This is a genomic window from Pseudomonas sp. Pc102 (genome assembly GCF_018408275.1).
Taxonomy (GTDB): Bacteria; Pseudomonadota; Gammaproteobacteria; order Pseudomonadales; family Pseudomonadaceae; genus Metapseudomonas; species Metapseudomonas tohonis.
Window position 1 is genome coordinate 2,757,133 of the sequence record NZ_AP021905.1, and the last position, 12,125, is coordinate 2,769,257.

Below are 12,125 nucleotides of genomic sequence, written 5' to 3' on the forward strand. Positions count from 1 at the left end.
GGGGCGGCGCGCAGTTTCTATTGCCGGCCTTTTGGCATTTGGTGGGTAGTAAACTTTATAATATCCATCATGGGTGACGACAGAGACAGGTACATTTAACTTGCCTGATGTTTCTCGGTCTTGTGGAGAGAATCCACTGTTACTCGGATGGTTGTGGCCATGTTCATAGGGCGGTGTATTTTCGTCGATAGCAGTTTGAGGCACCACATGCGATTTGTGTCCATTTGAGGTCGGTGTTGTGTAAGCCCAGAAATCACACCCGTCCGCAGAAAGTTTGTAAATGTAGGCTGTAAACTCAACTCCCATTTGGATGCCTCTTTTGCGTATATCTTTGAGCATTTCAATTCGAGCCTCCGAAAGGGTGTCGTATGGGACGTGAGGCTCTAATCCAAATATATCTTTGTAGTAAATCGGGTTGCCCATTACATACCCATAGGTATTCAGCCCCCCATCCAGCCCAATCGGATCACTCTCCACATACCGCCCGGTCTCCGGGTCGTAGTCCCTGAAGTAGTTGTAGTAGAGCGCACTGTGCGCATCGGCGACTTGGCCCGGGAAGCGCAGGATCACATCGATATTGCCGCCATAGGTGTTGGGCTGCCCGACACCAAAGGCATCGCTCTGCCAGCTCCACACCAGGTTGCCTCCCTGGTTGGTGGCGAGGCGCGGGGTGTCGAGATGGTCGCTGTGCAGGTAGGTGAGGGTGGTGCTGGCGATGGTGGTGCCGGCGGCGTCGTAGGTCAGGTCGATCTGGGCGATGGGCAGGCTGTCGAGCCACACGTAGTAGCTGGCTTTGCTCTTCTTGCCGTTGCTGGTGTAGCGCACCTGGCCGAGCACCTGGCCGTCGGGGCCGTAGAGGTAGGTGTAGGGCGTGTGGGCGGTGCCTTGCAGCACGTCTTTCAGCACGCGCTGGCCGAGGGCGTTGTAGGCGTAGGTGGCGATGGGGGGGGACCGGCTTCGACGGCGTAGCTGGTGCTGCGCAGGCTGAGGCGATTGCTGTCGGTGGCGTAGTGCAGGGTCTGCTTGGCAGTCTGCGCTTCGGTGCTCCATATATCTGTAGGAGGCAAAGCGGCGCAGTTTGTTGGCGCCGCTCTGATGTCCATTGTTACTTTGAAAGTCAGAATATAGTCTGCTGGCTAATCTGCTTCAATGATACGTAACAACTATATTATCAATATTTTTTGTTTCAGTGAAGGGTGCTTTTCCGATGCCAGTATAATCCACATTTAACTCTCGGTCGGATAGCCATTTGACAGATATTTCTGATTGACCCTCAATCAAAAAAATACTCCGGCTCTTATCGTTGATTTCATCATCATTTCCTTTGCTGATTACGGCTACACCTCTCACAAATCCTACTGTTGCGCCGCAGTTTCGTTCGAACGTCAGTGCTTCGCTCTTGTTGTTTGGAGAGGTTGTTCTTCCTAATACCTCTATAGAACAGTCGTCCGCGCTGCATCCTGAGATTAGTAGGAGGGATAAAAGTATCGTTTTGTTAATTTTTCCAGCACTCACAATATTTAACTCCGTTTCTGATTTGAGTTTGATCATCTGGATCGTCTCCATTCGACCCAGTACCGTTCCATGGATTGATTCTGGAACCGGGATTGCCCCACTCAGGCCTTGATGTGCCGGCTGCCTGTTGTGCTCGGCCTGCCTCGCTCAGAAGTGTAGCTTCTGGAAAACCCATGGCATAACCGGAAGCGCCATAGTTAAAATTTCCAAAGTCTTGATATATTGCTCCGAATTGCTTGTAGTCCCATGGGCCTCTGTTTCTAACTTGGTTATAGAACCAAAATGGATTGTATTGATCCCGGGCAAGTGACATGTTAAGAGTGACATATGCGCCCGGTGGCGCTGGTGGAATTCTTCCGCACTTTGTGTGAGTCATTTCGGCTGTGTAATAGCCGTCTGGCGGCAGTGGTCCAACGAAATCATCAGGGTATTCCTTTAAACCGAAAATATCTGTAAGTCTGATTGGGTTAGCTGACACATACCCATAAGTATTCAGCCCCCCATCCAACCCAATCGGATCACTCTCCACATACCGTCCAGTCTCCGGATCGTAATCCCTGAAGTAGTTGTAGTAGAGCGCACTGTGCGCATCGGCGACTTGCCCGGGGAAGCGCAGGATCACATCGATATTGCCGCCATAGGTGTTGGGCTGCCCGACACCAAAGGCATCGCTCTGCCAGCTCCACACCAGGTTGCCTCCCTGGTTGGTGGCGAGGCGCGGGGTGTCGAGATGGTCGCTGTGCAGGTAGGTGAGGGTGGTGCTGGCGATGGTGGTGCCGGCGGCGTCGTAGCCAAGGTCGATCTGGGCGATAGGCAGGCTGTCGAGCCAGACGTAGTAGCTGGCTTTGCTCTTCTTGCCGTTGCTGGTGTAGCGCACCTGCCCGAGCACCTGGCCGTCGGGGCCGTAGAGGTAGGTGTAGGGCGTGTGGGCGGTGCCTTGCAGCACGTCTTTCAGCACGCGCTGGCCGAGGGCGTTGTAGGCGTAGCTGGCGATGGGCGTGCCGGCCTCGTCGGTGACGGCGTTGAGGCGGCCCTGGTCGTCGTAGGTGTAGCGGCGGCTCTGGCTGTAGCGGGTGTAGTTGCCGGCGGCGTCGGCTTCTACGGCGTAGCTGGTGCTGCGCTGGGCGAGGCGGTTGCTGTCGGTGGCGTAGTGCAGGGTCTGCTTGGCGGTCTGCGCTTCGGTGCCGTTGGTGGTGGCGTAGGTGGTGCGCGAACTGCGGTTGCCGGTGGCGTCGTAGGCGTAGGCCTTGCGGCTGGCGGCGGCCTTTTCCTCGGTCAGGCGATCGAGGGCGTCGTACTGGTAGTCGAGGCTGCCGAACAGGCTGTGGGCGTGGGCGGTGATGTTGCCGTTGGCGTCGTGGCTGTAGCTGCTCTGCCAGTTGCCGACCTGCTGGGCGGTGAGCTGGTAGTCCTGGTCGTAGGTGCGGCTGAGGACGATGCCGTTGTTCCAGGTGAGGCTCTTGAGCGGCCCGAAGGGGGCGTAGCCGATGTTGCTGGCAAGGCTGGTGGGGGTGGCGCTGCCCACCGCGAAACCGACCTGGCTGACCTGGCCGGCGGCGTTGCGGCTGTAGTGGATGCTGAAGCCGGCGGGGTAGTCGATGCGGATGAGGTTGTTGGCGGCGTCGTAGGCGTAGCCGAGGGTGTCGTACTGGTCGCTCCCCAGCACGGCCACGGAGCGCAGCTGCTCGATGAGGTTGCCGCGCTCGTCGTACTTGTAGCCGAGCACGCCGCTGGCGTCCTGCACCGCAGTGAGGTGGCCAACCCCTTTGTTGCCGTTGGCGGTCATGTCGTAGTGGTACTGCACGTTGAGCGCGGGGGTGGCGGGGTACTGGCGGCCGGTGAGGCGGTCGAGGGCGTCGTAGCTGTAGGTGGTGACGATGCCGCGGGCGTCGGTCTTGCGGATGACGTTGCCGGCGGCGTCGTGCGCGTAGGTGGTGGTGCCGGTGTCGGGGCTGATGAGTTTGATGAGGTTGCCGAGACCGTCGTATTCGTAGCGGGTGGTGACGCCGCGCGGGTCGACGACCTGGGTGAGGTTGTCCTGGGCGTCGTAGCCGAGGCGGGTGACCTTGTTCAGCGGGTCGGTGCTGGAGACCAGGCGGTCGAGGGCGTCATAGGCCTTTGTGTGGCTGAACTGGCGCGGGTTGGTGTCGGTGGTGGGGTTGTCGTTGAGGTCGTACTGCTGGCTGTGGGTCTGGCCACCGGCCCCGACCGAGCGCAGCAGGCGGCCGAGCTCGTCGTACACCCACTGCTGTTGCTGGGTGAGGTTGTTGGAGGCGTCCTTGATGCGCTGTGCGGTGCGGTTGCCCATGGCGTCGAGGTCGAACTCGACCTGCTCGCCAAGGTTGTTGGTGATCTTGGTCAGGCGCCGGGCATCGTCCCAGGTGTAGGCGAGCCAGCTGCCGTCGCCCCGGGTGACCTTGGTGATCTGGCCGATGGCGTCGTGCTCGAAGGCGGTGGTGCCGCCGCCGACGCTGACCGAGGCGAGCCAGCCCTGCGGGGTGTAGGTGAGGGCGGTGGTGACGCCGTTGGGGTCGATGACGGTTTGCGGGTTGCCGTAGCTGTCGAAGCTGGACAGCTGGGTGATGTGGCCGAGGGCGTTGGTGACGCTGGTGAGGTGGCCCTGGGCGTCGTAGGCGTAGCGGGTGATGTCCTGGACATCGGTGCGCGGGCCATCGGCGGTTTCGATCTGGCCGCTGGCGGTGTAGGTGTAGCTCCAGTTGCGCGGGGCGGCCTGGAGGCTGGCGGCGGCGAGGGTGCCGGCCAGGGCGAGCGTGAGGACGCTCAAGCGGTGGTGCAGGGGTTTCATGGGCAAGTCCTTGTGCAGATCAGCGCGGGCTGACGCTCTGGCTGAGTTGTCGTCCTTGGTCGTCGTAGCTGTAGGTGGTGATGCGGTCGGGCTCGGTCACGGTGGCCGGCAGGAACAGGGTCGGGTGCCAGGTGGTGGTGATGGTGCGTGCCTGGGGCGTGCCGAAGGCTTCGGTGCGGGACACTTCGAGGCCACGCTCGTTGTAGTCGAAGGTGGTGATGTTGCCCTTGTTGTCGGTACGGGTCTTCACCAGGCCACGGTCGTCGTAGGTGAAGGTGGAGTTGCTGTTGGGGCAGTTGGCCGAGGGTTCGCCTTCCACGCTGCTGACTCGCTGGATATTACCAACGGTGACCATACGGAACAGAGTGGTTTTACCTAGTTCATTGGTGACTCTGCGAGTCCCATCGCTATTGTATTCAATCAACTGAATACCTTCGCTGTTTGCAATCTGCTTTGACTTGATACGGCCTTGGTCGTCGTACCCCCAGGTAACATATCGCACCCCCCGCTCATCGGTGACTCCAGTCAGAAGTGAACTGTTTCTACTGTCTTCATAGTGAAGCTGAGACGTCCGGGTAGCGTTACCTTGTGTACGGCTAATTGCTATTAGCCTTTGGTTTGAGTCGTAGTTATATTGAATGGTGGTGCCCGGAGCCGTGACTGATATTGGCTGGTGCTGTACGTCCTCGGAGATGACAAGTTTGGCACCTGTTTGATTGGTCACGGTTATCGCGTTTTCAAAATAGGTTAGTTCTTGAGTGCCGAGGGCTGATTTCTTTCGAATAAGTTGGCCATTCTCATCAAAAACCAGTGTTTCATTGTTTGCTGCTGCATACGTCCAGCCGTTCCCGTTCTTGGTCAATGTTCCGAAGTCGTTGTTGGGGGCGCTAATTGTTCCGCCATCTGTGGAATATATGAATTTCGCGCCATCCTCACCTACGCGGACCACTCCATGCAGATTGACCTGAAGACGGGCGGAATAGTTGTGCCTCCAGGCCCCTTCACGACTGTTGTAGGTGCGAGTGAGATTTAAGCTTGGGTCGCTTGGCGATGTGTAGTCCTTGCTCTCTTCAAACAGGTTTCCGCTAGTCAGTTCGAAAGACTGTGTTGTACACGCAGTCGCGGAGGGTTTTCCTAATGGTGGGTTTATCGTGGGGATGCAGGTCTCTGCTCTGTCATCATAAGCAGAGCCTTGTGGACACGAGTCACCATAGCGAACAGTGGACATGTTCAGGTAGTTGGATGGGCCATCTATTGTGGGGGGTGTCCCCAAAAATACGTTCGATGAATAAAGTAGGCGCATCTATAAGCATAAGGAATAGAGAAAGGCGCCTCTAAGCGGGCAAAAATAACGGACCTGTTTCCTTCTCCATCATAGAAGGGAGGTACATCGGCGTCTTTGCATGCCTCGGTTGGCGTGGCGAAATGCTTTCCGCTCTCACGGCGTACCCAATAATAATCTTCGGCTTGGGAAGCGGTGGCAGTGAGTAGGCAGACCAAGATTAGCGACAGTACACTCAGTCGGTGGTAAAGAAGTCTCATGGGCAAGTCCTTGTACGATCAGCGCTGGCTGACGCTCTGGCTGAGTGGGCGTCCTTGGTCGTCGTAGCTGTAGGTGGTGATGCGGTCGGGCTCGGTCACGCTGGCCGGCAGGAACAGGGTCGGGTGCCAGGTAGTGGTGACGGTGCGCGCCTGGGCAGTGCCGAAGGCTTCGGTACGGGACACCTCGAGGCCACGCTCGTTGTAGTCGAAGGTGGTGACGTTGCCCTTGTTGTCGGTACGGGTCTTAACCAGGCCGTGGTCGTCGTAGGTGAAAGTGGAGTTGCTGTTGGAGCAGTTGGCCGAGGGTTCGCCTTCGATGGCGGTGATGCGTCGCACGCCCTGGATGGTCTGGAAGCGGTAGGTGGTTTGCTTGCCGAGTGCGTTGGTGACGGTGGAGGAGCCGTCGGCGTTGTAGCTCACCAGGGTGCGTTCGGCGCCGCCGGCGTGCTCGCTGGAGATGGCACGGCCCTGGTCGTCGTAGGTCCAGGTGGCGTAGCGGATGCCGCGTTCGTCGGTGATGCCGGTGAGCCAGATGCGGTTCCTGGGATCTTCGTAGTGGTAGATGCGTTGAGTGCTCTGTCCGTTCTCGGTTTTAGTCACAGAGGTTAGGAAGCCATATTGGTTATAGCCGTACTGAACCGACACTCCCGTGGCATTTAATGAAAGTGGATGACCGTTGCTGAGGTAATTGACGGTTATCGAGTTACCTTTTGCATCGCTGATGGTCCGAACACTACCTGCATGTGCAATAGTGAGGGCTTCACCATCGCTTTTAGTTAAAGTGATCAGTCTGCCCGTGCTATCGAAGGTCAATTGCTCATTCTGTCTGGAACGATAAGTCCACTTTCCATTTACTTTTGTCAATGTTCCAGGCTCACCGCCCTCGGGAACGGCTACCCCGTTGACGATGTTGAAGAGCGCCTGATAGCCGTCATCGAATGTAACCATGATGCTGACAGGTGTGATAATGGCGCTCGCGAAATACATCCCACGCCATAGCCCGTCTGCGCTGTTATAAGTGCGTGCGAAAACTAATGAAGAGCCTTTCAGGTGATAATCGCTCTCGACTTGAAATTTATTGCCCGAACTGAAATCGATGGGGTTGCCTGCACAATTTTTTGGGGTGTTTTCAGATGCATGCTGTTCAGGAAGGCCTTTGATTTTCCTATCTTGAACGTTAAGTGGAGATTCGCAAGCGCCCGTATATGGGTTGAGAGATCGCCCATTGGCGCATTCATCCCCCATAAAATTAACACCAATGGCTCCTAGTGCACCCCCATCGCTTAGTCTGTAGATGATGCAGGCTCCGCCGGCAAGCATGCCGGGTTGATAGTATGAGGCATCGTAATAGTGTGGCTGCCAAACGGAGACGATGTCTTCATGTTGTTTATCCCAGTCTTTACAGGCCTCTGGGCCGGACGAATAGTGCGGATAAAAGCGTTGACTTAGCCAGAAAAAATACTCTTCTGCTGTAGCTTCGAGGGGTAGAGTGATAGCAGACAATAAGAACAGGGCAATGAATGCTTTTGAGGTTCGATTATGACAACCCTCTGGGCTCTGGATGGCAGCTTGGTTGTGTTCAGGTTGGGTTTTACAGCCACTCACGGATTACTTCCTTGTATTTAGTTTGTACTGATTTGCTGGCTGAGCTCTCGTCCTTGCTCGTCATAGTTATAGCTGGTAGTCCGATCAGGTTCTGTGATGGTCACCGGCAGAAACAGAGTCGGGTGCCATTCCGTAACAACGGTGCGCGCCTGAGGCGTGCCATAGGCCTCGGTACGCGACACTTCGAGGCCACGCTCGTTGTAATCGAACCTGGTGACATTGCCCTTGTTGTCAGTACGGGTCTTCACCAGGCCTCGGTCGTCGTAGGTGAAGGTGGAATTGCTGTTGGGGCAGTTGGCCGAGGGCTCGCCTTCGATGGCGATGATGCGGCGGATGCCCTGGATGGTCTGGAAGCGGTAGGTGGTGCGCTTGCCGAGGGCGTTGGTGACGGTGGAGGAGCCGTCGGCGTTGTAGCTCACCAGGGTGCGTTCGGCACCGCCAGCGTGCTCGCTGGAGATGGCACGGCCCTGGTCGTCATAGGCCCAGGTGGCGTAGCGGATGCCGCGCTCGTCGGTGATGCCGGTTAGCAGCGAAGGATTTTTAATGTCTTCATATAGATACTCTCGTTTCTTGGTGTCTCCACCAACTGTTCTGGTGACTCCAATTATTCGATTGCTTTTATCGTACTGAAAAGTAAGCCGAGTGCCAGCTTGTATTACCTCGATGGGTTGCCGGGCAGAGTCCTCTTTGATGGTTAGTGATGTGCCAGATAAGTCTCGGACCTCTATCAAGTCTGCTAGATAAGTCATAGTGATCGTTGAGTTTGGTGTCTCTTGTCTAATAAGTCTTCCTGAGTCGTTGAAGAGCAGGTGTTCCCCATCGTGGGATCTATATGACCAAGCGTCGTCCAGCTTTGCCAAGCTTACTTGTTCGTCTTGTGGGGAGTTCCAGATACCATTATTTTTTGTAAATAGGATTTCTTTTCCTGTTTTGGTTATAACCGTTGTGTATTGGTCGGGTATAAAGCGTAGATGTGCAGAGTAGTTGTGCTGCCAATTCCCGTCGTCACTATTGAAGGATCGTGAGAACTCTAAGGTTGAGGCCGTCGGGGGGATGTCGGTTTCTGTTGAAAATTTATTGCCGGTAACTATGTTTAATTCGATCTTGTTTATTGCGCATGCCGCGGGATTTGAGGCTGGTTGAGGTCCTTTGAATTGGTCATTGCTGCAGGTTCCTTTTGTCGGGTTATAGACTTTTTCTTGTTTGCACCCACTGCCATAACGATAGGTTTTCCGCTCAGTAAGAAGTCGCCCAATATCGCGCAGGTCGTGATACCAACATATTGCATAGGTATCGGAAATGAATTGGACGTGTGAAAAGGAAGCAAATGGGGATGGGTAGTTGGAGGAGCAGGACGCTGCAGGTGATGGGAAGCTCTCAAAGGTGCCTGGGTGGCGCCAAAAATAATAATCTTGCGCATAGGATGTGGCTGTTGGACAGAGCGCGCCAAGGAGGAAAGTGAGAAATGGTTTAGTAATTTGATGGCGGAAATTATATCTGAACAACGTACATTCCTTGTCGTATGAGGGCGGGCATCTCGCTCGGTTATGAGGTGGTCAATCAGCAGTCTTCTGTGTTGACAGCTCAATCTTAAATTCCGTAGCGGCTTGATTACATTTTTCTAGCGGTGATCTCATCGATTCCACATAAACCGCTTGGGCTGCATATGCGAGATACTCAAGGTTTTCTTCTTGATCATGGCAAATACGGATAGCGAAGAGATCATATTCAAGGCTGCTACAACGATTAGCCTGACAAACCTAGCCGCACTACTAGAAAAAATGCATAGAGGTGGTTTGCGCATCGAGCAATCCGTTGTCGTAGGCAGTCGCAAGAGATAGAAATCGCGTCCAGCGATGACCTAGTCAATCAGCTTGAAAAGCAAAAATCTATACTGGCAATACGGTTTGAGGCATTCGATGACAGGCATAGGCATGCGAGGCGGTGCTCCAGAGATCGATATGCGAGCCATTCGAGGCTTCGACCTGTGTTGTGAAGGAGCTGCTCCAGTTTCGCATCGCGGCCCAGGGGCTGGCGATGACATGAGGAGGCGGGTGGCGCGCAGGCGACTTCTGGCCTGAAGCTGCCTTTCTGTTACGACGGGTCAATGGCACATATTTGGTACATGCCTATTGCAGAGGGGGCTCAAAGCCGCGAGATATGGAGGTCCTCAGCGAGAATGCGTCCAATCCATCATCGGCGCAACGGAAAAGCGGCGGGACAGCGCAGGGCGCGTGGTTGCTGGGCTTGTGTATGGATCAACCACATGGGTAACAAATGAGTTCAGTCACATGGGTGACACTTTCAAGGATAGATAACCCTCCTGCTGTTCTCGCTCATCCAGACGGCCAATTACAACTGGGCCGAAATGCACAGCCCAGAGTTCTTCACCAATCTGCTCCAATCCAATCTGTTCGTGCTTGAGGAGGTGCCCTACGTAGATACGTAATCCCCTTCGATTGAGGATGCCGTTGCAATCTGCCCGATAGACTTCGACATGGCCCGGATACGTCAGCTCCGGCAACTGTTCTGGATAAGCACGTGGCGACTCCTGATAGCACTGGCTGGGTGTCTGCTGCTTCAGGGCCTCATGAGGTCTCTGCTGGTTGTAGTCCTGAATGAACTCATCGAAGCGCTGTTGTTGCTCTGCCATGTGCGCCGCCACAGGCTGGGTGACTGCTCGTTTCAAGGTCCGGTGCATGCGCTCATGCCGCCCATTTTGCTCAGGCCGCCCTGGGGCAATGCGCTCCGGAATGATGCCCAGACGTAACCACCAGATCGACAGCTGAGTCAAACCAGTTCTGCCCGTACTGGCAAACGGTGTTCCGTTGTCGGTCCGCAGTCGCAGCGGCAGCCCATGACAACGAAACAGCCGCTCAAAGACTGCCTTGGTCTCCTCCAGTCGTGTCCCTGCCATTCCTTCACAGGCAAGGAGGTATCGGCTGGCGTGATCCATAACCGTCAGGGGGTAGCACCACTTACCGTCCTGGGTCAGAAACTGGCCTTTGTAATCCGCGCTCCAGAGCTCATTGGGCTCATGGGTCGTCTTCAGCGGTTTTGGATAGCTCGGTACCCGGCGGCGGACTCGGCGTGGAGTAACGAGCCCCTCTTGCTTGAGGATCATGTAGATCGTGGTTCTGGAGGGGCTCTGGCCCGGGTATCGCCTTTCGACCAGTGCTTGGATCTTCTTGGGCCCTAGCTCAACTGTCGAGCGGCGACGTAAGTCGAGGATGTACTGACGGATGACGTAGGGAATTCGCTCCTGGTGGTGCCGTTGCCGGCTCTGCTCGGCAAGCCCTTGCATCCCGGCTTGTCTGTAGCGCTCGACCCACTTGTAACCCGTCTTGCGGCTAATGCCGAAGTGCTCGCAAAGCCCAGTAAAGCTGCTCACCTGCCTGAGGTAATCAGCAATGAACAGTACTTTTTCGTCCATAGGTTTCAGCTCTCGCCAAGGCATGGGGCACCCTCCTGAGGGAACCCCGCCAGGTTAAAAACTGTTACCCATGTGGTTGAACCGATTTGTCACCTATGTGGGTGAGTCATACCCTTGAGGCTATTTCTTTAAGCATTTTCGTACAGCTGATAAAGGGCGGTTTGGGGCCGTTTCCGGGGGCATGGCGACGCTCAGGAAACGAAAGCGCAAGGACGGAGCAGCGGCCTATTTGGCCCAGGTCCGGATCATGCGAAAAGGGGTGCAAGTCTATCAGGAAGCCTGGTCTTTCGCTGGCTGCACAGAGCCAGCGCCCGGGCGCCCAGGTGGTGTTTGCACCAGGCAACGCTTTCTGCCCGCTGTGATCATCCTGTTGCCATTGGTGGTTCCAGGTGTCGGGCAACTGAAAGTACACAGCGGCAGACGGAAGTCGGGCTGGCCTAGTACTTGTATCCCATGTAAACCGCCGCATTCTTATTGAGTTCGCGGACTTCGGACTCTCGAATGCGCATTCCATATGAGTAATGCACCGAGTCAGAACTGCTGGAGCTTTCGTCATCCTCCACCGCGTGCGCGCTGGGTATCTCGCGGGAGATATTCGTTTGAACGGCGTGGTGTACCTTGTTTCCGCTTTTTGATGGGCCCGAGACGCTGTACATCGCCCTGTAGTCAGTCCCCCTGGAGGCATCAGTAACAATCTCGGACCACTTCGCTTCGTTTAGCCAACCCCAATAGCTGTTGTTATTGACCTGTTTCGTAAGAGAAAAGGTGATGTCGGTACGTTCTGCCTGGCCCTTTGTCAGGAAGGTGCCGGCATCTTCGATCGTGAACCCGGCGTAACGGCAAAGGTATGCGATGAGGGCGAAGGAGGTCCTGCTGTTACCGTTAGCGCAATGTACCGTCGCGGAGCCCCTGGTTTGCAGTTCCGAATGGATGATGTCCGCAGCCGCTATGAAACAGGGGATGCATTTATCTGCGGTGTCATCCATGCCATGGCTCATATGGCGCAGATCCACTCTGTTCGCGGTCTTCGAAAGGTCGTGATGTGTTCCGAAGTAGATGGTTTCCCCTCCCGGGCCTTGGATGACTCCTCCTCTGTAACCTGCCGAGATTGTCCAGCCACTCTTCTCGTATGGCATGACCTGCCTCCATTCTCGCCACTGTTCCCTGTATGCGCGCGCCGGGTGCTGCCCCGCCAGTGCGCTGAATCAATCTAGTAGCCGGAGC

General features: G+C 55.7%; 7 protein-coding genes and 1 pseudogene. All 8 read right to left on the reverse strand.

What is annotated here, in order from left to right; genetic code table 11:
- Positions 1 to 387 precede the first annotated feature (387 nt).
- Positions 388 to 942, reverse strand: a pseudogene (locus tag PHLH3_RS30370) (RHS repeat-associated core domain-containing protein); the annotation flags it as partial.
- 204 nt (positions 943 to 1,146) lie between these two features.
- Positions 1,147 to 1,551 carry a hypothetical protein gene (locus tag PHLH3_RS12930; protein ID WP_213629690.1) on the reverse strand — a complete coding sequence of 135 codons (405 nt, stop codon included), beginning with the start codon at positions 1,549 to 1,551 and terminating at the stop codon, positions 1,147 to 1,149.
- A complete protein-coding gene (locus PHLH3_RS12935; protein WP_213629692.1) occupies positions 1,496 to 4,321 on the reverse strand; it encodes an RHS repeat-associated core domain-containing protein in 2,826 nt (941 codons plus the stop codon). Before PHLH3_RS12935 ends, PHLH3_RS12930 begins: the two co-directional genes overlap by 56 nt.
- 19 nt (positions 4,322 to 4,340) lie before the next feature.
- A complete protein-coding gene (locus tag PHLH3_RS30375; protein ID WP_244863029.1) occupies positions 4,341 to 4,640 on the reverse strand; it encodes an RHS repeat domain-containing protein in 300 nt (99 codons plus the stop codon).
- 1,241 nt (positions 4,641 to 5,881) lie between these two features.
- Positions 5,882 to 6,463 carry an RHS repeat protein gene (locus tag PHLH3_RS12945; RefSeq protein ID WP_213629696.1) on the reverse strand — a complete coding sequence of 194 codons (582 nt, stop codon included), beginning with the start codon at positions 6,461 to 6,463 and terminating at the stop codon, positions 5,882 to 5,884.
- 1,022 nt (positions 6,464 to 7,485) lie between these two features.
- Positions 7,486 to 8,973 (reverse strand): DUF6531 domain-containing protein, encoded by a 1,488-nt coding sequence (locus PHLH3_RS12950; RefSeq protein ID WP_213629698.1) that lies wholly within the window; start codon positions 8,971 to 8,973, stop codon positions 7,486 to 7,488.
- Between the two features lie 782 nt (positions 8,974 to 9,755).
- Positions 9,756 to 10,925 (reverse strand): integrase core domain-containing protein, encoded by a 1,170-nt coding sequence (locus PHLH3_RS12955; RefSeq protein ID WP_213625044.1) that lies wholly within the window; start codon positions 10,923 to 10,925, stop codon positions 9,756 to 9,758.
- Between the two features lie 413 nt (positions 10,926 to 11,338).
- Complete coding sequence (locus PHLH3_RS12960) at positions 11,339 to 12,037, reverse strand: dual specificity protein phosphatase family protein (RefSeq protein ID WP_213629700.1); 699 nt, start codon at positions 12,035 to 12,037, stop codon at positions 11,339 to 11,341.
- Between the last annotated feature and the right edge of the window lie 88 nt (positions 12,038 to 12,125).